Source organism: Laedolimicola sp. (genome assembly GCF_051972735.1).
GTDB classification, from domain to species: Bacteria; Bacillota; Clostridia; order Lachnospirales; family Lachnospiraceae; genus Laedolimicola; species Laedolimicola intestinihominis.
In genome coordinates this window covers 1-23,589 of the sequence record NZ_JBOKYU010000036.1, presented here as the reverse complement: position 1 = coordinate 23,589, position 23,589 = coordinate 1, and the positions used below count along the sequence as shown (strand labels likewise).

General features: G+C 50.2%; 17 protein-coding genes and 2 pseudogenes. All 19 read right to left on the bottom strand.

Going from position 1 to position 23,589, the window contains the following annotated elements; genetic code table 11:
• A pseudogene (locus ACTRC3_RS09015) lies at positions 1-120 on the bottom strand (segregation/condensation protein A); the annotation flags it as partial.
• Position 121: 1 nt separating this feature from the next.
• Positions 122-847 carry a metallophosphoesterase gene (locus tag ACTRC3_RS09010; protein ID WP_440322822.1) on the bottom strand — a complete coding sequence of 242 codons (726 nt, stop codon included), beginning with the start codon at positions 845-847 and terminating at the stop codon, positions 122-124.
• 160 nt (positions 848-1,007) lie between these two features.
• Complete coding sequence (locus ACTRC3_RS09005) at positions 1,008-2,477, bottom strand: FGGY-family carbohydrate kinase (protein WP_349164255.1); 1,470 nt, start codon at positions 2,475-2,477, stop codon at positions 1,008-1,010.
• A 66-nt stretch (positions 2,478-2,543) separates the two neighbouring features.
• Positions 2,544-3,713 carry a D-alanyl-D-alanine carboxypeptidase family protein gene (locus ACTRC3_RS09000; RefSeq protein ID WP_440322821.1) on the bottom strand — a complete coding sequence of 390 codons (1,170 nt, stop codon included), beginning with the start codon at positions 3,711-3,713 and terminating at the stop codon, positions 2,544-2,546.
• Positions 3,714-3,793: 80 nt separating this feature from the next.
• On the bottom strand, positions 3,794-4,903 hold the full coding sequence (locus tag ACTRC3_RS08995) for an anaerobic sulfatase maturase (RefSeq protein ID WP_440322820.1): 1,110 nt from the start codon (positions 4,901-4,903) through the stop codon (positions 3,794-3,796).
• Between the two features lie 19 nt (positions 4,904-4,922).
• Positions 4,923-6,704 carry a sulfatase gene (locus ACTRC3_RS08990; RefSeq protein ID WP_440322819.1) on the bottom strand — a complete coding sequence of 594 codons (1,782 nt, stop codon included), beginning with the start codon at positions 6,702-6,704 and terminating at the stop codon, positions 4,923-4,925.
• 16 nt (positions 6,705-6,720) lie between these two features.
• Entirely contained in the window at positions 6,721-8,217 is a 1,497-nt protein-coding gene (locus tag ACTRC3_RS08985) for a tripartite tricarboxylate transporter permease (RefSeq protein ID WP_440322818.1), read from the bottom strand.
• A gap of 15 nt (positions 8,218-8,232) precedes the next feature.
• Entirely contained in the window at positions 8,233-8,718 is a 486-nt protein-coding gene (locus ACTRC3_RS08980; RefSeq protein WP_349164259.1) for a tripartite tricarboxylate transporter TctB family protein, read from the bottom strand.
• 30 nt (positions 8,719-8,748) lie between these two features.
• Positions 8,749-9,789 carry a tripartite tricarboxylate transporter substrate binding protein gene (locus tag ACTRC3_RS08975; RefSeq protein WP_440322817.1) on the bottom strand — a complete coding sequence of 347 codons (1,041 nt, stop codon included), beginning with the start codon at positions 9,787-9,789 and terminating at the stop codon, positions 8,749-8,751.
• Between the two features lie 140 nt (positions 9,790-9,929).
• Positions 9,930-10,943 carry a LacI family DNA-binding transcriptional regulator gene (locus ACTRC3_RS08970; protein ID WP_440322816.1) on the bottom strand — a complete coding sequence of 338 codons (1,014 nt, stop codon included), beginning with the start codon at positions 10,941-10,943 and terminating at the stop codon, positions 9,930-9,932.
• 276 nt (positions 10,944-11,219) lie between these two features.
• Positions 11,220-12,617: a citrate/2-methylcitrate synthase gene (locus ACTRC3_RS08965; RefSeq protein ID WP_440322815.1), complete on the bottom strand. Its 1,398-nt coding sequence runs from the start codon at positions 12,615-12,617 to the stop codon at positions 11,220-11,222.
• A gap of 176 nt (positions 12,618-12,793) precedes the next feature.
• Positions 12,794-13,819: pseudogene (locus ACTRC3_RS08960) on the bottom strand (ABC transporter substrate-binding protein).
• Positions 13,820-13,969: 150 nt separating this feature from the next.
• The gene (locus ACTRC3_RS08955) at positions 13,970-14,998 is read right to left on the bottom strand and encodes an ABC transporter permease subunit (protein WP_440322814.1); all 1,029 of its coding nucleotides are present in this window, start codon (positions 14,996-14,998) and stop codon (positions 13,970-13,972) included.
• Position 14,999: 1 nt separating this feature from the next.
• Positions 15,000-16,085, bottom strand: a complete 1,086-nt coding sequence (locus ACTRC3_RS08950) for an ABC transporter permease (RefSeq protein WP_440322813.1) — start codon at positions 16,083-16,085, stop codon at positions 15,000-15,002.
• The gene (locus ACTRC3_RS08945; protein WP_440322823.1) at positions 16,085-17,575 is read right to left on the bottom strand and encodes a sugar ABC transporter ATP-binding protein; all 1,491 of its coding nucleotides are present in this window, start codon (positions 17,573-17,575) and stop codon (positions 16,085-16,087) included. The genes ACTRC3_RS08950 and ACTRC3_RS08945 overlap by 1 nt, the downstream gene beginning before the upstream one ends.
• 175 nt (positions 17,576-17,750) lie before the next feature.
• On the bottom strand, positions 17,751-18,803 hold the full coding sequence (locus ACTRC3_RS08940; RefSeq protein ID WP_440322812.1) for a substrate-binding domain-containing protein: 1,053 nt from the start codon (positions 18,801-18,803) through the stop codon (positions 17,751-17,753).
• A gap of 178 nt (positions 18,804-18,981) precedes the next feature.
• Entirely contained in the window at positions 18,982-20,430 is a 1,449-nt protein-coding gene (locus tag ACTRC3_RS08935; RefSeq protein WP_440322811.1) for a sensor histidine kinase, read from the bottom strand.
• Positions 20,427-22,064: a response regulator gene (locus tag ACTRC3_RS08930; RefSeq protein WP_440322810.1), complete on the bottom strand. Its 1,638-nt coding sequence runs from the start codon at positions 22,062-22,064 to the stop codon at positions 20,427-20,429. The genes ACTRC3_RS08935 and ACTRC3_RS08930 overlap by 4 nt, the downstream gene beginning before the upstream one ends.
• A gap of 97 nt (positions 22,065-22,161) precedes the next feature.
• Positions 22,162-23,589, bottom strand: a 1,428-nt coding sequence (locus ACTRC3_RS08925) for a xylulokinase (protein WP_440322809.1), incomplete at its 5' end; no start/stop codon positions are given.

Genomic DNA, 23,589 nt, shown 5'->3' with positions numbered 1-23,589 from the left:
ATACTGATCCGTAATGGTCACAATGGGGATATCGTAAATATCAATTTTGTTGCTTTCTATCAGATGCAGAAGAAGGTCCAAGGGACCCTCAAATGCAGGCAGTTTCACGGGGATGCCCATGTTATTCTCCCTTCAGACGAATCACCGACAGCTCTGCCGGATTAAAGATCCGTATATTCACTGTATGCGTGCCCAGGCCCCGGCTTACCACCAGGTTCTTTCCATTCTTTTTAAACTTCCCCGCGTCATACCTGGGAAATAATTTCGCCTGGGGCGTGATGATTCCGCCGATGCCCGGAATCCTTATGATACCGCCGTGCAGATGACCGGATACGGTCAGATCCGCGCCCCACCAGGCGTAGCTGTCAAAATAGATGGGGTTGTGGGCCAGCAGGATATTGAACTTCGTCGGATCGGGGCGTCCGATGGCCTTCTCCAGATCCTCCTGACGGAAAATGGCTCTGCAAAATTTTTTATAATAGAACTCGGGCAGCTCGTAGCCGTAGATATCCATGTCAAGACCCTTAGCGTAAAAGGAGACCTTTTCATTTTCCAGAGGCTTCACGCCGTACTCTCTAAGGGCCGCCGTGTATTCTGTATACATGTTTCCGTAGATCTCCGGGTGCAGGCGCATGCGGTACTCATGGTTGCCGTTGCCATAGAAGATCGGAAGTCCGCCCTCCCGGAGCCGCCTTATCAGCTCCAGCGCCGGCGTGAAATCCGCACCTGGCCTGCCCACCGGCAGATCGCCCGCCACCAGCACCGTGTCCGGTTCCTGGGCGAAAATCGCCTCAGCCAGCCGCTCATTGCCTTCCCCATAGCTGAAATTATGAAGATCCGCAAGCATAACAAAGACCGGCCCAGTAGAACCGGCCGGAAGCTTTGCTGTATTTATTTCGTATTCAAAAATTTTAAAATCAGACATGCTGTTAGATTACCATATTTCCCCGGGAAATGCAATCTGCAAGAAAATTTTTCATGCCCCACATCCGAGACCGTAATGTATCTTACCCGTTCTCCCGCTGATATCTCTCATTCATCTTCGCCCGCAGCTCCTCATATACCGCGTGCTTCTCCGCATTTACCGTATACTCCTTGGAGCCTGTACCCTCGCGGATCTTGTCGAAAGCCTCGGCCACGTCGGCGTACTCGCCCATGGTGACGGTGGCTACCATCAGGGCGCCGATGGCAGTACTCTCGGCGTTGTCCATGCGGATGACCGGCTTGCCGTAAATATCGGCCTGCATCTGGTTGAAGGCCTCGCACTTGGAGAGACCGCCGTTGATGAGAATCCTGTGAAGGGGCACATATTTCTCAAAGGAAGCAATGTTATTGCCAATCTCCATGCAGATGCCCTCCAGCAGCGCCTTCAGCATGTCCTCTCTCGTGGTGCCGAGAGTCAGTCCTGCGAACTCCGCAGTGGCCTCGCTGTTCCAGTCCGGCGTGGACCGTCCCTGGAAATAAGGCAGCGCCATGCAGCCATGGGAGCCCGCCGGAATGCCGTTCAGGATATCGTCAAGCTTGCCGTAAAAGTCCGTCTCCTCCCGGAAGAAATTTCGCTTGCACCACTCCATGGCGGAGGTGCAGGTCAGCATATTGGCCTCCAGGATATAGTTACCTGCTGCCGAAGAAGCATTGCATACCACGTCCCAGTCCAGGTTCTCCGGCACTTCCTTACAGGTGGTCAGAAGGAAGCCGCCCGTACCCAACGTCAGGGATACCTGGCCGTCCTTTACCACGCCCTGGCCCAGCATACCGCACTGCTGATCGCCGCCTGCGCTGATAACCGGCGTTCCCTCGGCAAGTCCTGTCTCCTCCGCAAATGCCTTTGTGGTCCGTCCCAGAATGCTGCCCGGCGCGTGGAGCTCGCAGAGCTTTTCCTTATCCACCTCAAAAAGCTCCAGAAGCCGGTCGTCCCACTGGCAGGTCTTCAGGTTCATCAGAAGGGAACGGCTGCCGTAGGTCCAGTCTGTAGCGAACTCTCCTGTCATATGATACACCAGATAATCCGGAATCACGGTCAGCTTGTAAGCCTTCTCATATAAATCCGGCTGATTCTGCCGCATCCACTTCATCTTCGCGCCGGAGAACACCGGATTGACCCGGGAACCGCAGAGCTTGAAGATCTCCCTGTGGTGCTCCTCCATGGCCCTGCACATGGGCACAGTACGCTTATCCTGCCACATCTGCGCGTTGCCCAGGTGATTGCCGTTCTCATCTACCGGAATCACCGAAGAACGCTGGGAGGTAATCGCCACCGCGTCGATGGACTCTCCATGCTCCCCCGCCCAAGCAGCGGACTCCTTTACAATCGCCGTCATATGGTCCTTAAAATCCAGCGGATTCTGCTCCACCCAGCCATGATCCAGGGTAATGACCTGATAGGTCTTCTGCACTGTATGAAGCATTTCTCCATTGCCACGGAACAGGATGCCCCGCATGCTGGAGGTTCCCACGTCTAAAATCAGAAAATTCATTTGTACCTCTCCCCTTCTTCATCTTTATCAATTCACGCCCCGGAAATTCATATTCCGGGCCGTTCCTTACAAAAGCCAGCAGCCGAAACTCTGTTTTACATAATGCAGGTAATCCGCCCGCTCAATCGCTTCCGCCGCTGTAATTTCCACATTTCCAAGCTCCGTGCCGTCCAGATAATAAACCAGCCTTCCGATCTGCTGTCCTTTCTCTACCGGAGCCTCGATTTCTCTCTTAGCATACCACTTTTTTTCGATTCCGGTCAAGTCCTGACCCGTGGTGCTCAGATAGGAAAAGGGGGCTCCGTATTCTCCCTGCGCCTCCTCTTCCACACCGCCCCGCACGGGCACTGTCACCGGCGGCAGTTCGTCCGTATCCCGGTACAGAGTACACTTGGCATAGCCATAATTCAGAAGGGCTGTGGCGTCCGCAAACCGGCCTTTGGGGTCGGGCGCTGCCATAATCACGGCTATCAGTTCGATGCCGTCCTTTTCCGCCGTGGCTGATACGCAGAACTTCGCCAGACTGGTGGAGCCTGTTTTCAGGCCGGTGGCGTAGGGGTACTGGCGAATCAGCTTATTGGTGTTCGTCAATCCGAACTCTTCTGTCCCGCGCTTCGTGGTGTGGGTGATATTTTCCATCCAGATGGTCGAATAATTATGGATCTGCGGATATTTCGTAATCAACTCCCGGGACATCAGCGCGATGTCGTAGGCGCTGGTCACATGCCCCTCTGTATCCAGACCGCAGCAATTGACGAAATGGGTGTCATTCATGCCCAGACTCTTGGCGCGCTCATTCATCATTTCCACAAAGAGGCTTTCCGTCCCGGCCACATACTCGGCCATGGCCACGGACGCGTCATTGGCCGAGGCCACGGAGATGCACTTGATCATCGTATCCACGCTCTGGGTTTCCCCGGCCTCCAGAAACACCTGGGAACCGCCCATGGACGCGGCGTACTCCGAGGTGGTCACTGTATCGTCCAGATGGATTTTCCCCTGGGAAATGGCGTCAAAAATAAGTAACAGCGTCATCACCTTCGTCACGCTGGCAGGCGGCAGCTGCTCGTGAGCGTTTTTCTCCAGTACCACCGTACCGGTGGATGCTTCCATCAGGATCGCAGAAGGCGCCGAGATCCCCAGCGTATCCGCCGGAGCTTCCTCCGCCCAGGCCGATATCACCGGAAATTGCAGCGCCAGAATAAGAGCTACCAGAAGGGACAGGAATTTTTTCATAGTATCACATCCGTGCGTTATCCGATTGTTGTAATCTATGCTTCAATGCACAAAATCAGACCTGCTTCATGAAAACAATCTCATCTGCATCTTTTACTTATCTCTACCATCCGTGATAAGCAGGCATCAAAAAACATTCGGTAAGACTGGCAAAATCTGTTTTTCCCGTCCATCACTCCCATATTATCTCTGTGTTTCCGGCACCCTCCCCTGCATATGAAAAAATACTCACATTCTTTGCATTCTGATAAATGATTACAGGAATTCTCTACAAACTGAATTGCATTTCTTTTTTTCTGAATTTCTTCAAAACTATTTTCGTTTAAATTTCCCAAGTTGTACTCATCCAGCACATAGAAATCACAGGGATATACACTTCCATCTGCTTCTACCACATTTTGAAAACTGCAAATTCCCCGTTGCTCACATGCCTCCGGCATATAGCCCAGCAAGATAGAAATATAATTTTCGAACTGACGGATATAGGGCTGTTTTCCCTGTTTCAAATCAATTTCCCATAATTCAAACAATTCAATTAAAAAGTTCCCGTATAATTCCGGCGTTAAGGAAAACTCCTTTTCTCCTTGAAGTTTTCCTATGGGATCCAGGCAGGCTATATACTGCTGCCAACAAAATCCCAGCTTTCTGTACTGTTCATAAATGCGTCGAATTTTAGGGGCTGTTTTGCTGTTCACAACGGTCAGTACATTAAATTGTACCCCTGCCTTTTTTAAACACTCTGCCTTTTCCAACACATGATAATAGGTGTCATTTCCGCTTGCGTCTTTTCGAAAAGCATCATGTGTTGCTTTGATACCATCCACGGATAATCCCACCAGGAAATTGTTTTCCGCAAAGAAATGACACCATTTATCATCCAGGGCATAGCCATTCGTCTGCAACGCATGTTCGATTTTTACCTTTTTTGCATTGTATTTTTCCTCAATTTCCAAAAGTTTTTGATAAAAGTCCAGTCCGGCCAGGGTGGGTTCTCCTCCCTGAAAAGCAAATGTACAGGAACCGTCCGCAAATTCCAGACTTTTCCTTATAACATTTTCCAGCGTCGTTTCTGACATTTTTTTACACATGTTATCGCTGCGGTGTTCCATTTCATCTGCATAAAAGCAATAGGAACACCGCATATTGCATAATCCGGATACCGGTTTTATCATAATATGAACAGGCGGCATTTTTTACCTCTTTTATCTCTTATCGAATTCTTGCTAATTTGTTAATAAAATAAAAAATTTTTCCTTCATCTTTTGAATAGAATTTTTTTGCAAGCATCTCAAAATGCTTCCGTTTTACAATGCTGTCTCCTGTCTGTTCCATTACATCCCTTAATGCTGAAAAATATTCTTCCAGACGTTCTTCCCCTATTAACGAAAGCATTCCTATGAAAATATGCTTAGCGTCTGGTTCCCACTGATAGTCCTTCGTAACGGGAAAACTCTCAAAACCCGGTCTTTTCGCTCGTTCGCTTAATACAAGTTCCGGGCTATACACAACATCTTTTTGAAGCCCCAAGCGTTCATATTGCTCATCCGGCGCATCACTTTCCTGCATCTTAGCGATTAATGCCCGGATCATTCTTGCCTCCAGTTCTGCATCATCCAAGGGACAAAGCTGTTCCGGATCCTCCTGCAAATCAAATAACAGATTTCCATACTGGAAAGAATTACAAAAAGTTGCATTCGCCAGTCTGCTCTGAACAGGAATCTTCATGAGACACGCCCCTTTTGTAAAAGAGAGCGGGCCGCATATTTCAATTTCTTTTAATTCCTTTGGCGTAAACAGATTTTCCTGGTGCGCAGGCATCAGGGTATATTCGTTTAGCGGCGTATTTCCTATAGAGGCAGAAGCCCGCATATAGAGATATCTTCCATCTGTAATATTTACGAAAGAACCATGAAAACCAAACAAAGCATAATCTCGAAGCTTTTCATCCGATTTCAATACAGAATTTAAAGATTTTCCCTGCATTTCCTGTTCAGCCGGAATGTCGAAAAAGTCTAACAGGGTCACTGGTATATCTATTGTCTGACACAACGCCTTTCTTCTCTCACCCTGAACCGGAGTTTTCGGATTCCATATAAAAAACGGAATATTTGCCAGTTCATTATAACACGGCATTACCGATTTTGCCCACCAGTCTTTTTCACCTAACAGGAATCCATGATCTGTGTTCACAATCAGCATGGTATCTTTCCACATATCATGCTCATCCATAAAGTCAAGTACTCTTCCTAAATTTCTGTCGCATTGTGATAAGACTGCTGCATATCTTTTTCGTATATGCTCAACCTGTTCCTTTGTCTCCGTTACCGGAGCATAGGGAGGCCAGTCAAAATGAGGTCCTTTATATTCCGGATCGCTTTCCTCCTGAACATCAAAGGGTTCATGTGGTGAAAAGGTCTCTATCTGCAAAAACCAGTTATCATGCTTTTCATTCAGCTTTAAAAATTCAAGTCCATCGTCAAACACACTGTCCATAGGCCATGTTCCCCGTTGACGGTACAATTCCCGATTACACCAGTTGTTCCGCCACCATTCTGGATGGGTAAACTCCCTCATGGTAGGCACATGCTCCGGAATTTGCGGTTCGTCCGTGCGAAGTGCCCACGGATCCGCTTCCTGCCCTCTCTTGCATTCCCAGCTGGAATACATTGTATGGTAGGTACAGCCCCCGGCTTCCCAATAATGTCCATGGTCACTGACCAGTCTGGTAAAAATTCCATGCTCTTTTAAAATCTGCGGCATGGAATTATCAAAGGGCTCCATCGGTCCCCAGCTTCTATGCAGGAAGCTGTATCGCCCGGTATGTAAATCCCTGCGCGCAGGCATACACGGCAGGCTTCCCACATAAAAATTATCAAAACAGGCCGTTTTTTCTGCCAGTCGGCTGAAATTCGGTGTTTTATTAAAATCACACCCATACGGCTCTAAAAAGCGGCGATTCAGCGAATCAAACATAACCATTATTGCCCGCATATTCGTATCTCCTTTTCTATCTCCGCGTCATCTTTTCTTTTTGTATGCGTCTCGCCTCTTTTACGAGTACTACAACTGGAACCGCTACAGCAATTGCAAATAAAACAGTTCCCACCGACATCCGAAATACACATTTACCGAAGCTTTCATAATATACAATCGCACGGCGCAGATTTTCCTCTACATTTTTGCCCAGAATCATTCCCAGAATCAACGGGGCAATTGGATAACCGTTTTTGTCAAGTATATAGCCCAGCACAAGAAAGCCCATTGTATAATACAAATCAAACGCATTGGAATTCAGACAGAATATTCCGGTAATGCAGAAGACTGCAATATATGGCATTAAATACATTTTAGGTACCTGAAGAATTTTCGCCATTAATCCTAATGTAGACGCCTGATAAAGGAACATAAAAATGTTCGCTACGAAAACTGCCAAAATGATGGTCCGGAATAATACCGGTTGATCGATACTCAATTTAGGCCCCAGAGCGATTCCCTGAACTACCAATGCACCCATCATAACTGCGGTAGCAGTGTCTCCCGGTACAGAAAGTGATAACAGCGGTATCAGCGCTCCACCAGTTGTCGCGTTATTAGCAGTCTCCGAAGCAAAAACTCCCTCCTCGCAGCCTTTTCCAAATTCTTCCGGCGTTTTAGAAGCTTTTTTTGCAGCAGCATAAGATACCAATGCTGCCGGTCCTCCACCTAATCCCGGAAGAATTCCTATCACCGTTCCGATAACAGATGAACGAAGCAGCGTTCGGATATTCTTTTTTATACTTTGGAAATCCAACATATGAAAAAATTTCTTTTCCACTTTATTTACTACCGGAATTTCCTTCAGTCTCGCCGCATTATTTATAATCTCCGGAAGTGCGAACACACCGATTACCACTGCTACCAAAGCAAAACCATTTCTCAGATACATGCTTCCGAAGGAATATCTGTATGCAACGCCGTCGATGGGACTTTGACCTACGCAGCAGGCCAACAGACCGATTCCCAGAGAAATACAGCCCTTAATCATATTTCCCTTTGCCAGAACCGTAACCAGTGATAAGGCAAGGATACTCGCTCCAAAGTATTCCCACGGTCCAAATGTAAGCGCAATTTTTGACAAAAGCGGCGCAAGGATCAGCAGCATAACGGAGCTGAAAATACCTCCAAAAAAGCTTGCGAACGCACCTATCGTCAGCGCTCTTGTTCCTTCTCCTCTTTCTGCCATCGGATACCCGTCAAAAACAGTCGCCACCGCTGCTGCCGTTCCGGGTATCTTCAACAATACTGCAGATATTAGTCCTCCCGAAACGCCGCCCATATAGATTCCCATCAGAATACATACCGATGGAACCGGATCCATAATCATCGTAATCGGAAGCACCAACGCTATCGCAATCGGCGTATTCAAGCCCGGAATTGCTCCGAAAATATTGCCCAACACAACGCCCGTCAAAATCAAAAGCAGACTGGAAGGGTTCAATACATTCTGTAAAACCTCAACAAACATATTTTACTCCTCCTCTCAACCTAACAATGCAGACCAAATTGCTCCCTGCGGCAGTGCTATATGAACAACTTCCGCAAAAAAGAAATTACATCCAAATACAAACGCAACAGCAACCCCATTTCTGACTATAATAGAGCGCATACTTCCGAAATTATCTCTTGTAATTTTATAAAATATATTCATCGTAATCAGCAGAAACAGCATCGTAGAAATAAGATATCCTGCATATCGGAACAGAATCACATATCCAAACAGGGAGAGAAGAAAAAACAGCCTGCTTCCCTGAAACAGTTCTTTAAACACAAATTGCTTTCTGTCCCTCTCCTTTATTACCTGAATTCCACGGATTATGATAATCATAACCAAAAAAATAATTACAATCCGGGGCCACAAAGCGGCCCCGCCAGAAGTATCCAGAATACTGGTTTTAAAGTCAAAACTCATTCCGTAAAACAGAGTACACACTGCTAAAAGCAACGCCAAAAACACTAATTCTCCCATGCCAGTCCTCCATCTTCTGTATGAATACGGTTAATTTAAAATATCTGCAACCGCCTCATTGGTCTTTGTCTGTACTTTCTCACAGATGTTTACGTAATTTTCCGGGTCTTCACTGCGTGCTCCATATCCCAACGCATTCAGTTCCTTTATACACTCCGGGTCTTCCGAACAGGTTTTAATCAAATCTGCATAGTACTGTACAATCTTTTCATCTGTTCCCTTGGGCATCCACATTCCAAAGGACTGAAGCAGATAATCAAAGTCTGTATATCCCAGGCTCTCCGCTGACGGCAGATCTTCAAATCCGGGAATTACTGTATCATCTTTAGCAAATGCCATCAGCAAACGGAAGTCACCGGACTTCACATACTGGGATAACTGTCCTACACCATCAATGTAGGCATCAATTCGTCCGCTCATCAATTCCGTCGCTTTATTATTTACTCCAAGATCTGTCATCTTAAAAGCAACATCTTCTTTTTTCTGTATTGCCAGTGCTGCCAGCTGCGGAAGCGTTCCTGACACGGTACCCATACGGATGCTTTGTGGATTATCCTTAGCTGCAGAAATAAAATCTTCGTAGGTTTCGTATGGTGAATCTGCTTTAACCGCCAACGCTACCCAGGAATCGCACCACATTGTGACCGGAGTAAAGTCCTCATACGTAAAATCAGCGTTACCAAGCGCTGCCTGCAGATAATATCCTACCGGAACATGCAGCAAGGTGTAACCATCCGGATCCATCGCTTTTACCTGTTCTGCCGCTACCTGTCCTCCTGAACCGGTAATGTTGCTGACTACCACATTTACGCCCGCATATTTTGACATATATTTCGCGACAATTCTTGCCGGGATATCTGCTGTTCCACCTGCGTCAAAGCCAACGATAAAAGAGATATCCTTTTCCGGCTTAAATGCCTCCTCTTCCTGAGCAGCTGTATCTACTGCCGCTTCTTCCTCAACTGTTTTTTCTTCTGCTGTCTCCTGTTTTGCTGTTTCTGCCTTGCCGCCACATGCACAGACATTCAGTGCCATCACGGCTGTCATTAAAAATACGAGTGCCTTTTTCATTTTCCTACCTCCATACATTTCTTTTACTTTTCAATCCTTTTTGCTACTCTGTTTTTAGTACCTTCTGTTTTAATTACCTCTATCCTCCCTTTCTTTTTCATATTTCAAAAATGAAGCGCTTCATTTTTGAAGCGAAAATTTTATACTTTCTGAACGGTTGCTCCATTTTCCATATATCCTTTTATAAAATTTTTTCTCTGTATGTGCTCTGTCTCACCATTCGTAATCGCCAGAAACATATCCGTCGCCTGCTTCAGCAGACTTTTAAAATCTCGGTTAAATGTCGTTAGCTTCTTCGGTGTCATATAATCAGAATAATACTTTCCAAAGCCTACAATCGACACCGTTTCGGGTACACTTACCTGATACTGCATACAGGCGCTGTAAACTCCAATTGCCATAGCGTCATCCCTTGCAAGAATGACCTTTGGAAGCTCCTGATTCCGAATCGCCTGTTCTGCGTACTGGTAACCAATCATTACCTCGTCTTCGAGCGTGCTCTCTATCTCCTTAACTTCACATTCCATATTCATTTCCGCAGACCATCGGATAATACCCTTCCGGCGATCCCGAACAGAAGAAATCCCTCTATCCTTCAAATCCAGGAATGTAACCCTGCGATGTCCCATCTTATAAATATACTGAATCATTTCCATAGCCGCGTAATCATTGTCCACAACTGTAAATGGAATATCCACATCCTCCAGATATCGGTTAATGAAAATAATCCGGTCGCGCATCTGTTCCGAAAGTCGACGGAAATATTCCTTATTTTCTGAGGAATAAGGCATAATAAACAGGCAATCTACCTGACTGCTCAGCATTATCTCACACTGATTTTTTTCCTCTTTCGCTGAATTATGCGAAGTGGAAAGCATAATCCGATATCCCCTCAATCTTGCAAACTCTTCCATATAACTGAACACTTCTGTCTCTCTCACATCGTTAATGGAAGGAACAATAACACCCAAAAGCTTCGCACTGTCTGAAGCGAGTGCCTTCGCCTGATAATTTGGACGGTAATCCAACTCCTCAATAGCTTCATATACCTTTTTAACATTCTCTTCTTTCACAGATCCTTTTCCATTCAAAACATTAGAAATTGTTCCAAATGATAGTCCGGTCCGTTCCGCTATCTGCTTATAGGATGCCATACCTCTTATCACCTCCAAAAATGAAGCGCTTCATTCATTGACTACATTATACGTTCCGAATCTGTTTTCTGTCAATTAACAAATATCACAATTATCAATCCGCACTTTTATGCACTTCGCCTTTTTATCCCCCTTATCTCAGCCGAGATAGACCTCTACATTTTATTGTATTTCTCAATAACCTTCATCTCAGCCGTAACAAATAAATAGTGCTTCGGAAAATCTGCGTGTTTCCGAAGCACTATTTATTTGTTACGGCTGTACACAGCCTATAATCTATTTTTCTTTATTCTCTTCTTCCTCCGCATAAGCGCTCTCCCGCTCATCCAGATCGAGATAAGGCACATGGTGCCCCACATACTTGTAAGCCGGACGGATAATCTTGCCCGCATTGACGATTTCCTCGATTCGATGCGCGCTCCATCCGGAGATACGGGAAATCGCGAAGATCGGGGTAAACAGTTCTTCCGGCAAACCCAGCATGCTGTATACAAAGCCGCTGTAGAAGTCCACATTCGCGCAGACAGGCTTTAAGAGTCTGCGGCCTGACATGAGGCAGTCGCCTGCGATACGCTCCACGCGCTCGTAGAGGTTAAACTCCTCCTCCAGGCCCTTCTCCTCGGACAGCTTTCTCGCGTACTCCTTCAGAATCACCGCACGGGGATCAGACTCTGTGTAGACCGCGTGCCCCATACCATAGATAAGGCCTGCCCGGTCAAAGGCTTCTTTTCGGAGAATCCGCTGCAAATAAGACTCAATCATCGTCTCATCCCGCCAGTTGGTCACATGGGCCTTGATATCCTTGAACATCTCCTGCACCTTCAGGTTCGCGCCGCCGTGCTTGGGACCTTTCAGGGAACCGAGGGACGCCGCCACTGCGGAATAGGTATCGGTGCCGGTGGAAGAAACAACGTGGGTCGTAAAGGTAGAGTTATTACCACCGCCGTGCTCTGCATGCAACACCAGGGCCACATCCAGCACCTTTGCCTCCAGCTCCGTATATTGGCCGTCCTTCCGGAGCAGACGCAGGATATTCTCCGCAGTAGAAAGCTCCGGTTTCGGGTTGCGGATGATCAGGCTCTTATTCAGATGATAATGACGGTATGCATGGTAACCGTATACAGAATACAGCGGGAACTGGGCAATCAGCTGCAGAGACTGTTTCAGGATATTGTGGATGGAGATATCCTCCGGGTTCTGATCATAGGAATACATGGTCAGCACGCATTTCTGCAGGGTATTCATCATATTGGAACTGGGTGCCTTCATGATAACATCGCGGACAAAGGTCTCCGGAAGCTCCCGGTAGATGCCGATCAAATCAATGAATTCACGAAGCTGCTGTCTGGTGGGCAGCTTTCCGAACAATAACAGATAGGTTGCCTCCTCGAAGGCAAACCGGCGGTTGGCCTCGCCCCGGATCAGATCCTCCACATTGACGCCCTGGAAGTACAGTTCGCCGTCGATGGGAACCCGCTCTCCATCGATATAGCCGAAGGAAACCACATCGGAAATCTCCGTCAGTCCGGTCAGGACACCTTTTCCGCCGGAATCACGCAGACCCCGTTTCACATCATAATCCGCATACAGCCGCACGTCGATTTTTCCGGAACGGCTGCTGTATTCTACCAGCTTGTTAAATTTCTCATCTACCAGCACATCGTCTTTCTTCATTTTCTCATATCCTCCTCGGCGTCCGCTTCCGAACAACGGATATCTACACTAAGCGGACATTTTATTCAATTATAGCGAAAAAGTATCTGAATGGCAAGCCTATATTTCTCCCGCATCAAAAGTCGCCAAAAGGGAGCCTGCTGCCGCAGCGCTCCCTTTCTCAAACTCTATCTGAATTAATAGGTCCGCTCCTGAATCAACGTCTCCAGCTCCATCGTCGGATCAAAGTACGTCTCCTCCACATACTGATATTTCTCCACGGTCTCCCCCTGCTCCAGCTTCTGAATCACCTCGGAAACCATGGAACCCAGCACCGGATTACACTCAAAATCCACATTCAGCTTGCCGTCTATCATGGCCTGGAGCGCCGCCCGGGCCGCGTCGAAAGACAGGATGATGATGTCGCCCTCCGGGCCGCAGGTAAGTCCCGCTTCCTGGATGGCTTCGATGGCACCGAAGGTCATATTGTCGTTTTCACTGATCACCACGTCGATATCGGAATAGGTATGTAAAAAGTCCGTCATGACCTCCTGGCCGCGGGTCTGGGTAAAATCGCCGTCCCGACGTTCCAGCATTTCCCAGTTCGGATGCTCTTCCAGAATCTGGCCAAAGCCCTCGGTCCGGCCTATCTGGGCGGTGCTTCCTAAATTCCCCTGCAGAGTCACCATCCGAATCTCTTCATCGCCGCGTCACTGTGCCTCCAGATAGTCCGCCAGCCACTCTCCGGCCCGACGGCCCTGTTCTTCAAAATCACTGCCCACCCAGCAGGTGTACAGGCTGTCATCCTCGGTCTCCACCTTCCGGTCCATGATGATGACCGGAATCCCGGCGGCCTTCGCCTCCTCCAGCACCGCATCCCAGCCGGTCTCCACGATGGGATCCAGGATGATGTAATCCACATCCTGCAGGATAAAATTCCGCATGGCTTTCAGTTGATTTTCCTGCTTCTGCTGGGCGTCGTCGAAGATCAGAAAATAGCCGTTTTTCTCGGTGAAGGTATTCTTGATGGACTCCGTATTGGCGATGCGCCAGTCCGATTCCGAACCCACCTGGGAGAGCCCCACCACAATGGCGTTACTGTCACGGGCCGGTTCTTCCTCCTGTAGATATCCCTCTGTGCTCTCCTCCGGCCTGCCGCCGCAGCTCGCCAGCCACAGCCCCAGGCAGAGAAGCACGCCGATTCCAACGACTATTTTCCTCATATTTTTCACAACCTTATGCTTTTGTAACTGTTCAGTACCTGACCAGTTACAATGCAAAATCCATGAAAATCGGCTTCGCCGATGGGATTTTGCACTCTTGAATCACTTTCTTACGCCTTCAGCAGCAAGTGCTTCAGGCTGATTGAACAGTTACATACCTTTTTTTCTCACGGACATAACTACGCTCTGGATCACCAGGAACAGACACAGCATAGCCGCCACGGTGATTCCGGTCCACCATGCCTCGTCCAGTCCGGCGGAGGACACGATGTTCTGAATCGTACTTAAGGACAGCACGCCGAAGAAGGTGCCGATGATATTGCCGACGCCGCCGGTCAGCATGGTGCCGCCGATAATCGACGAAGCGATGGCGTTCATCTCCGCGCCGCTGGCGTGGGAGGCCGATCCGGATCCTACATGGAGAAAATAGACGAAGCCGCCGATACCTGCCAGGATACCGCAGAGCAGATGGGCGATGAAACGGGTACGCTTCACATTGATGCCCAGCATCAGGGCGCTCTGGCTGTTGCCGCCCACCGCGTAGAAATTACGTCCCAGTTTTGTCCATTTTAACACACAGAACATGATGATGACAACCAGGATGGCCACAATCACGCCGATTTCTACGTAAGCATTTACATATTTTCCCAGTTTATTTACAGAACCCATACCCGGGATAATCACACGGGTATTCTTCAGGGCTACGAATTCCTCATTGGCCACGTTGAACGGGTTTGTATTCACGATGGTGGTCATACCTCTGGCAAAGAACATGCCTGCCAGGGTTACGATGAAGGGCTGGATGTCCAGATAGGCGATGAGCCAGCCCTGTACCAGGCCGAAGCCGAGACCGATGACCAACGCAATCAGTGCCGCCATAGCCACATTTCCACCCTTATAGTCCAGATAGACCGCGCAGCACATGCTGACCAGGGCTGTGACGCCGCCCACGGAGATATCGATGCCGCCGGTAATCATGACCAGACTCATACCGCAGGACAGAATGATCAATGCCGCGTTGGCGTTCAGGATGTTGAAGAAGGTCTGGGGCTTTAAGAAGCCCTCTCCCTGGAAAATGATCGCTCCGATGTACATTACGAAGAAGACAACGACGGTAATGGTCAGAAGCAGATTTGTGTCGCTGATATTTTTGAATTTATTGCCAAATCCTTTAGACATCTTATACCGCCTCCTTTATCTTGCGTTTCGCCATAAAAGCGTTGAACTTTTCTCTTACCACCGGCGCGCTGACCACTACCAGCAGGATGACAACCACTGCCTTGTAGGCCGGAAGCGCATCGGAACGTACATTGAACTTATAGAGCGTCGTGGTCAGGCACTGGATTACGTATGCGCCGATGATGGACGCCATCATGTTGAATTTACCGCCGCTTAAGGCATTGCCGCCCAGGGCCACCGCCAGAATTGCGTCCATCTCGATGTCTTTCGCGATAACGGAGTAGTTGATGGTGGAGATACGGCTGACCTTGATAAGTCCTACCACGCCCACGCACAGACCCAGAATCACGAAGGAGAGAATCTTGATGAAGACCGGATTCAGACCGTTCAGCTTGGAAGCGTTCTCATTGATACCCACTGCCTGGGTGTACAATCTCAGGTTTGTGAACTTCAGCACCAGGCTGACGATAATCATGCAGGCCACAGCAATGAAGAAGGGCGTCGGAATTGGGATGCCCGGGATGAATTCACCGAAATAGGTGAAGGTCGGATCGCTGATAACCGGCAGTTCGTTGTTATTGATCCAGGCTGCGATGGAACGACCCGCGGTATAGAGAATCAGGGTCGCGATCATGGGCTGAATCTTGAACACTGCCACCAGGATGCCGTTGAACGCGCCGAAAAGCATCGCTGCCACACAGGCAATCAAAAAAGCTACGATAATCGGGGTCTGCAGACTCTCGGGACGGGAATTACCGCCGCAGAGTACCCGAAGCAGGACGCTTCCCGCAATGGCTGTGGTGGCGCCCACGCTGATGTCCTGTCCGCCGGTGGCCGCTGTCACCAGGGTCATACCGATGGCCAGAATCGCAAGCTCCGAGCCGCTGTCCAGAATCGTAATCAGGAAGCCCGAAAGAACCGGATTTCCCGCGCTGTTGTAGCCCAGTGTAATCTTGAAGAAAGACGGATCCACAATCAGGTTAAATAAAAAGAGAAGTAAAAGGGCTGCCAGCGGAATGATAATCTGCTGATGAAGCAGGTTATTCAGGAAACCGCTCTTTCCTTTTTTCTGTTCTGCTGTCTGCATTACTTGTCACCTCCGGCAATCGTACTCATGACGCTGGTCTGGTTCAGATCCTCGCCTGAAAGCTCGCCTACCACCTTCCGGTCACGCATAACCACCAGACGGGAGCAGGTACGCAGCATCTCATCCATTTCCGAAGAAATGAAGGTTACGCTCATTCCTTCGGAAGCAAGCTTCAGCACCAGCTTCTGAATATCCACCTTGGTTCCCACATCGATACCACGGGTCGGCTCATCCAGAATCAGGTATTCCGGATGGGTCAGAAGCCAGCGGGCCAGGATGACCTTCTGCTGGTTACCACCGGACAGGGACTTGATCGGCGTATCCGCCGACGCGGTCTTGATGCTTAAGAGCTTGATATATTCGTCCGCTATCTTATCGGCCTCAGTCTTGGAGTAGGGCTTTAAGAAGCCCCGGAGCACCTGCTGAGCCAGGATAATATTATCCCGTACGGACAGGTCGCCGACGATACCGTCTCGCTTTCTATCCTCGGGCAGATAGCCGATGCCCAGCCGCATGGCATCGATAGGCTTCTTAATCTTCACTGCACGGCCATCCTTCTTGACCTTACCGCCCAGTACACGATCCGCTCCGAAGATGGCGCGCACGCACTCGCTTCGGCCGGATCCCAAAAGGCCGGTAAAACCATTGACTTCTCCCTTGTCAATATAGAAATCGAAGGGCTTGATGCCTACGTCGCTCTGAAGCTGTTCCACTTCGAAGACGGGCGCCTCTCCCTCTTTCTTCTCATAGGTCTTGTATTCTCCATGGATATCGGACAGATCATCCAGCTCCTTACCCAGCATCTTGGATACCAGCTGGACACGGGGCAGGTCTTTGATCTCGTACTCTCCCACCAGGCAGCCGTCCCGCATGACGGTGATGCGGTCACAAACCTCATATACCTGATCCAGAAAATGGGTGACGAAGATAATGCCTACGCCTCTTCCCCGCAGATCCCGCATCAGCTTGAAGAGCTTCTCCACCTCCTGCTCGTCGAGAGAAGATGTGGGCTCGTCGAGAATCAGGACCTTACAGTCGGTGTCCACGGCCCGGGCGATGGCGATCATCTGCTGTACCGCGATGGAGCAGCTGGAGAGCTGCTGGGTCGCTTTGGCCGGGATGTCCAGGGACTTCAAAAGCTTCTCCGCGTCCTTGTTCATCTTCCGCCAGTTCTGGTACACGCCTTCGGTTCTTCCGATATACATGTTTTCGGCGACAGAGAGGTTCGGACACAGGGTAATCTCCTGATATACTGGGCTAATTCCAAGCTTTTGCGCCTCTTGGGGCGAGCGGATTACCACCTCTTTTTCGTGTCCGTCCAGATAGATCTGTCCCTCATCCTTTGTATACACTCCGGTCAGAACCTTAATCAGCGTGGATTTTCCGGCTCCGTTTTCTCCCATCAGCGCGTGAATTTCGCCCTTTCTCAGAGTAAAATCTACGCCCTGTAAGGCTCGTACGCCGGGAAAGCTTTTATGTATATTGCGCATCTGTAATACTGTGTTGTCTTCCACTCTTACGTTCACCTCCAAATAATTTGCCTGCTTTCACCTACAGGACCTGCCACCGGCAGTTCCTTACAGATGCTTCGCAATAAAGGAAGCGCGCCGCAGGGCTGGCATTCCTGCCTTACCGGCTGCGCCGCGCTTCTCTTAAAATTTGATTTTAGATGCCGTAGGTATCTACATCATCCTGTGTGATGGTCTTCGCGTCGAAGCCTTTCTCCTCCATGATGATGGTCTTCTCAGCCGGCTCGCTGCCGCCTTCGATGGTCTTAATTACTTCATCGATGTAGGAAGCCTGGAACGGGTTGCACTGTCCGTCGTAGTTCCAGTTGCCTGCCAGCAGCTCGGAAAGTGCCCACTGGTTGCAGTCAAAGCCCATTACGATGACATCGCCGTCTACGCCGTGGGAGATGTTTGCCTTGTCAAGTGCTGCTACAGCGCCCTTTGCCATGTCGTCGTTCTCAGCATAGATGACATTGAACTTCTGGCCGGAGTCGATGACAGACTGTACGATCTGCTGTGCCTTCTCTGCGTTCCACTCAGCGGTCTGCTGGGTTACCAGGCTCCAGCTGTCATTTGCAGCTACTTCTGCGTCCAGAGCACCGGTACGTCCCTGCTGAGCAGCAGATCCCATCACGCCCTGAATGTGAATGATGTTGTACTCATCCAGTCCCTGATCCTTTAACCAGCTGACTGCTGTCTCGCCCTCTTTGTCCATATCGGATACGATGGAAGCCTCATACAGGCTCTCGTCTGCGTCGATGGTACGGTCAAACAGGATAACGCGGATGCCTGCGTCCTGTGCGTCCTGAAGTACACTGTCCCAGCCTGCGGTATCTGCTGCGGAGAGAAGCAGGTAATCAACGCCGTCCTGGATGAACTTCTGGGCTGCGGTAATCTGCTCGTCGTTCTTTAAGCTGTAAGCGAAGGATGCCTCATAGCCGTTCTCCTCGGTGAACATGGCCTTCAGATCCTTGTCATTTGCTGTACGGTAACCGGACTCGTTTGGGTCGTTATTGATGATGCCGACCTTGATAAGCTCTCCGGATGCTGCCGCCGGAGCTGCGTCCTCTGTGGTGTCTTCTGCTCCGTCTGCGGTATCCTCAGTGGCCGTATCTGTGGTTGTGGTCTCTGCGGAAGATCCGCCGCATCCTGCCAGAAGTGTTGCCGCCATTGCTGTACACATCAGCACGCTCACGATTTTTCTTTTCATGTTGTAAAACCTCCCTGTTTTTATTTTGCTTTTCGCTTTTGCCATTTTCTCTTGGCTGATGATGCTATCTTACCGGAAAATCGGGCAAAATAATACGGACTTCCTTCGGAAAATAGTTTGGTTTTTTACTGATTTTCCAAAAGCGTCCGTATAAAGTTGAATTTTTTTCGAAAAGAGTTTATTTTTTTACGGCAGGGATCGTAACCGTCATTTCCGTGCCCTCTCCGAAGGTACTTTTTATAACAATGCCGTACTCTGGACCGTAATTCAGTCGCATCCGCTGGGCCACATTCTGCAGTCCGAAGCCGGACGGATCGGCCGCATCGGCTTTCTCTTCGCTCTCCAGTCCCTTTCGCACCTTCGTAAGCTCCTCCGCCGTCATGCCCCGGCCGTCGTCCTGCACCGCAAAACGCAAGACCTCGCCTTCCTTGCGGCCGCTCACCCGGATATGGCCCAGACCCCGCTTGTTCTTGATGCCGTGGTAGAGGGCATTTTCCACCAGGGGCTGCAGGGTCAGCTTCAGAATCGGATAATCATAGAGATCCTCCGGAATCTCGATGGTATACTCCAGGATATCCCGGTAGCGGAACTGCTGAATCTGCAGGTAGCTTCGAATATGGGCTTCCTCCTCCTTGACACTGATGTAATCCCGGCCCTTGCTTAAGGTGGTCCGGAAGAAGTCAGAAAGTGTAGTCACCATCATAACTACCTCTTCTTTTCGCCCCGCCTCCGCCAGCCAGATAATGGTGTCCAGGGTATTATAGAGGAAATGGGGATTGATCTGGGCCTGCAGAAGCTTCAGCTCCGTGGCCCGCAGGTTCAGCTGCTCCACACGGATATCCTCCACCAGCTGACCGATTTTCTCAATCATCTGGTTGAAGCTGTCGTTCAGCACCGCGATCTCGCCCTCGCTCTTCTCCGGGGCCCGCACGGAAAAATCTCCGCCCGCAGCCTTGCGGGTCACCGCGCAGAGTTCCGCGATGGGCTCCGTGATCCGCTGCATGATTTTCCGGCTGATGAAATAAGCGCCGAACAGAATCAGGATGAAAATGATACTGCTCATGCGAATGGCGTTGTCCACATCGGAGCGGATGCCCTCGCGAATGGCCTCCAGATGGGTTGTCTCGTAATAAATGTATTCCTGGATCTGCTCCTGAATCAGCTCCGTCAGGACGCGGATGTTCAGATCCAGACTCTCCATATTTTTGTCATAATTGCCGCTGACCTTCGCGTCCGCCTCGATCTCCAGCACCCGATCCTCCAGAATATTGAGACTTCGCAAGATACGCTGCAACCGCTGCCCGGCGAATTCCTCCGAGGCCGAATCATAGAGCCCGGTAAATACGGTCCGTGCCTCGGTAATCAGTTTTTCCGGCCCGTCGATATCGATGAGCTCCTCCGCCCGCTCAGAATTGGCCACGATGATGTACATCTGGTAGTCCATCTCTTCCTTGAAGTCGATGTTATAGGCGTTGGCCTCGGTAATATTTTCCACTACTTTGTCGTACCGGGCGGAAAACCGCTGAATCATGATGACCAGGTAGAGAATCATCACCGTAAGCGGAATCAGGCAGACGATCAGAAGCATATTCAGCCGGCTCTGTATGGACGCGTCCCGTTTCTTCATTCCTTATCCTCCGCTTTTTCCCGCGCGCCCGAGCGGAATTCCCGGGGCGTGCATTCCTGGGTCTTCTTGAACAGGTAGCTGAAATAATGGGGATCCTTGTAGCCCACCGCGAAGGCGATCTCCGCCGTCTTCATGGCCGTGCTGCGCAGAAGCCCCTTGGCATGCTCCATCCGCACCCCGGTCAGGTACTCGATAAACGTCTGGCCGGTCTCCTGACTGAAAATGGTGCTGAAGTGGTTCGGACTTAAGTTCACTGAAGCCGCCACCGTATTCAAAGAGATATCCTCCTCGTCGTAATGCTCCCCGATATAGGTCCGCGCGTCCTTTAAAAGCGAGCTGTATTTCTTCTGAGTCTGACCCTCCTTCAGGGAGATGGCCGTCTCCAGTACCTTCTGAAGATAGGCTCTGGACGCTTCCAGGGAGCTGAAGAGCTCCGGCATTTTCTGAAAATCCCCGCACCGGTCTGCCAGCTCGCCGGATCCGATCCCCAGCTCCTCCAGAAGTCTGGCCGCTGCGAAATAGATATCCATGATCACATACTGGCGGAACATCAGGGACTGGATATTCTTCTCGCCCAGGCTCGTCAGATAATCCTCCAGGAAATGCTCGGCGTCGTCCGTAAGTCCGGTTTTCAGGAAACGCTCGATCGCTCTCCGATCCAGACGATCCATATTCAGATCGCTTAAGGCAAGCTCCTGATCCATTGGCCCGCTTTCCGTCTCTCCGCCGCTTTTTACGATCTGATTGCGCTTTTTCAGATACCGGTAGGCAAAGGCCTTGCTGGCAGAACGGTAGCTGTATTTCAATTCGCTTAAGCGTTTTACGCCATTTCCGATACCGCCGAAATATTCCAGCTCTTCCTGGGCCTCCAGCGCAGTCCGAAGCATTCCGGAGAAACGCTCCTCCAGCTCCTCCATAGTACGCTGTCCGGTCTCCTTCAGGATGAACGCCCAGCCCTCCAGGCCCCGTTCAATCATCAGGACCTCCGGCATAGTCTCCACCAGCTCCTCCATATCCCGGGTCACCCGGTTCTGCTCCTCTGAGTAGCCTTCCGTCTGGCCATCCGCAAAGACCTGAAACAGCAGGATATTGTAGCCGTTGGCCGCCAGATCCATGCCAAGCTCCCGGCCCTCCTTCAGAAGCGCGGAAACCGGCTGACTGCCGCCCACCAGCTTCCGGAAAAATTTCTGGCGTTCCAGCTGCAGATTTTCCTGACGCTCCCGCTCAAAAGTTTCCAAGAATTTTCTCTGTCTTTGTTCCTCCTTCACCTTCTCGCCCACCCGCTTCACAGCCTCCAGAAGCTGCGCGCCGGATAAGGGCTTCACCAAATAATCGGTAATGCCGATGCTGATGGCCTCCTTGGCGTATTCAAATTCATCGTAGCCGCTTAAGATCATGATCTTGATCTCCGGCATCTCCTGCTTCACCAGACGGCTCAGCTCCAGACCGTCCATAAAAGGCATCTTGATATCGGTAATCAGGATATCTGGCCGGGTCTTCTGGATCAGCGGGTAGGCCAGCTCGCCGTCGCTTGCCTCCCCCACGAAGGAAAAGCCCTCCTTCTCCCAGTCGATGTTATTTTTGATGCCCTCCCGCATGATGACCTCGTCTTCTACCAGAAATACTTTCAACACGCCTGTCACCCCTCATTTCCTGCAATTCTGAAAAAGAGGAGCCGCTCCTGCAGTCTCCTCTTTTTCGTTGTAAATTTTTTCCTTTTCAGATTTTTTCTTATTTCAGATGATCCACCGCCGCATGCTCGATGGCCAGGCCCTCGGTGTAGCGTACCAGGAACTGTTCGAAGCCCTTTACGTCCTCCGGATCCGGCGCCAGGGTCTCGCCCTTCTCGCCTGCAAATACCCGGTTGTTCAGGTAATCGCCCAGACTCTCGCCCTCCTTCTTCTCCTTCATGTAAGCTGCCAACAGCGCGATGCCCCATGCGCCGCCCTCGCCTGCAGTTTCCATGACAGTCACCGGTACGTCCATGGCTGCCGCCATAATGCTCTGGCCTACGCCTTTTGTCTTAAAGAGTCCGCCGTGCCCCATGACCTCGTCCGCCTCTACACCCTCTTCCTTGAACAGGATATCCAGTCCGGTCTTCAGCGCGCCCAGGGCGGTGTAAAGATGTACCCGCATGAAGTTAGCCAAGTTAAACTTGGCGTTCGGGGTGCGGACAAAGAGCGGTCTTCCTTCTTCAAAGCCGGTCAGATGCTCTCCGGAGAAATAGTTGTATGCCAGCAGGCCGCCACAGTCCTTATCTGCCTCCAGGGCCTTACGGTACAGGGTTCCAAAGAGCTCGTTCATATCTACCTTCATGCCGAAGCTCTCGGCAAATTCTTTGAAAAGGCCTACCCATGCGTTCAGGTCGGAAGTACAGTTGTTGCAGTGTACCATACCCACCAGGCTGCCGTCCGGAGTGGTCACCAGGTCAATCTCCGGATGTACCTTCTTCAGCTCATGCTCCAACACGATCATGGCAAATACAGAGGTTCCCGCAGATACATTTCCGGTTCTCTGGGCTACGCTGTTGGTGGCCACCATACCGGTGCCTGCGTCTCCCTCGGGCGGACACATGGGAATACCGCTTTCAAGCTCTCCGGTCGGGTCAAGGAGCTTTGCGCCCTCCGCAGTAAGCGCGCCCGCTCCCTCGCCTGCGTTTTGTACCTTCGGCAGAATCGCACGGATATTCCAGCCATAACCTTTTTCTGTAACCTTCGCCTGGAACTTATCCAGCATTTCCGCGTTAAACTGCTTGGTGGCCGTGTCAATGGGGAACATGCCGGAAGCCTCGCCCACGCCCAGGGTCTTTTCGCCGGTCAGCTGCCAGTGGATGTAGCCCGCCAGAGTAGTCATGAAGTCAATCTCCGGCACATGCTCCTCGCCCTTCAGCATGGCCTGATACAGGTGGGCGATGCTCCATCTCTGGGGAATGTTGTACCGGAACAATTCGGTAAGTTTCTTGGAAGCCTCGCCGGTGATGGTGTTTCTCCAGGTGCGGAAGGGTACCAGCTGCTTTCCATCCTTATCAAAAACCAGATAACCGTGCATCATGGCGCTGATTCCGATTGAGCCAATCTTCGTAAGCTCCACGCCATATTTCGCTTTTACATCCTCTTTCAGGGAAGCGTAGCTGCCCTGCAATCCCTTCCAGACCAGACT

What these genes read in the sequence shown, in the direction of transcription:
- ACTRC3_RS08950 (WP_440322813.1), bottom strand. Translation starts at nt 16,085, where the DNA reads ATGCAGACAGCAGAACAGAAAAAAGGAAAGAGCGGTTTCCTGAATAAC.
- ACTRC3_RS08965 (WP_440322815.1), bottom strand. Translation starts at nt 12,617, where the DNA reads ATGAAGAAAGACGATGTGCTGGTAGATGAGAAATTTAACAAGCTGGTA.
- ACTRC3_RS08945 (WP_440322823.1), bottom strand. Translation starts at nt 17,575, where the DNA reads ATGCGCAATATACATAAAAGCTTTCCCGGCGTACGAGCCTTACAGGGC.
- ACTRC3_RS08970 (WP_440322816.1), bottom strand. Translation starts at nt 10,943, where the DNA reads ATGGCATCCTATAAGCAGATAGCGGAACGGACCGGACTATCATTTGGA.
- ACTRC3_RS09010 (WP_440322822.1), bottom strand. Translation starts at nt 847, where the DNA reads ATGCTTGCGGATCTTCATAATTTCAGCTATGGGGAAGGCAATGAGCGG.
- ACTRC3_RS08975 (WP_440322817.1), bottom strand. Translation starts at nt 9,789, where the DNA reads ATGAAAAAGGCACTCGTATTTTTAATGACAGCCGTGATGGCACTGAAT.
- ACTRC3_RS08995 (WP_440322820.1), bottom strand. Translation starts at nt 4,903, where the DNA reads ATGCCGCCTGTTCATATTATGATAAAACCGGTATCCGGATTATGCAAT.
- ACTRC3_RS09005 (WP_349164255.1), bottom strand. Translation starts at nt 2,477, where the DNA reads ATGAATTTTCTGATTTTAGACGTGGGAACCTCCAGCATGCGGGGCATC.
- ACTRC3_RS08980 (WP_349164259.1), bottom strand. Translation starts at nt 8,718, where the DNA reads ATGGGAGAATTAGTGTTTTTGGCGTTGCTTTTAGCAGTGTGTACTCTG.
- ACTRC3_RS08955 (WP_440322814.1), bottom strand. Translation starts at nt 14,998, where the DNA reads ATGTCTAAAGGATTTGGCAATAAATTCAAAAATATCAGCGACACAAAT.
- ACTRC3_RS09000 (WP_440322821.1), bottom strand. Translation starts at nt 3,713, where the DNA reads ATGAAAAAATTCCTGTCCCTTCTGGTAGCTCTTATTCTGGCGCTGCAA.
- ACTRC3_RS08985 (WP_440322818.1), bottom strand. Translation starts at nt 8,217, where the DNA reads ATGTTTGTTGAGGTTTTACAGAATGTATTGAACCCTTCCAGTCTGCTT.
- ACTRC3_RS08990 (WP_440322819.1), bottom strand. Translation starts at nt 6,704, where the DNA reads ATGCGGGCAATAATGGTTATGTTTGATTCGCTGAATCGCCGCTTTTTA.
- ACTRC3_RS08935 (WP_440322811.1), bottom strand. Translation starts at nt 20,430, where the DNA reads ATGAAGAAACGGGACGCGTCCATACAGAGCCGGCTGAATATGCTTCTG.
- ACTRC3_RS08940 (WP_440322812.1), bottom strand. Translation starts at nt 18,803, where the DNA reads ATGAAAAGAAAAATCGTGAGCGTGCTGATGTGTACAGCAATGGCGGCA.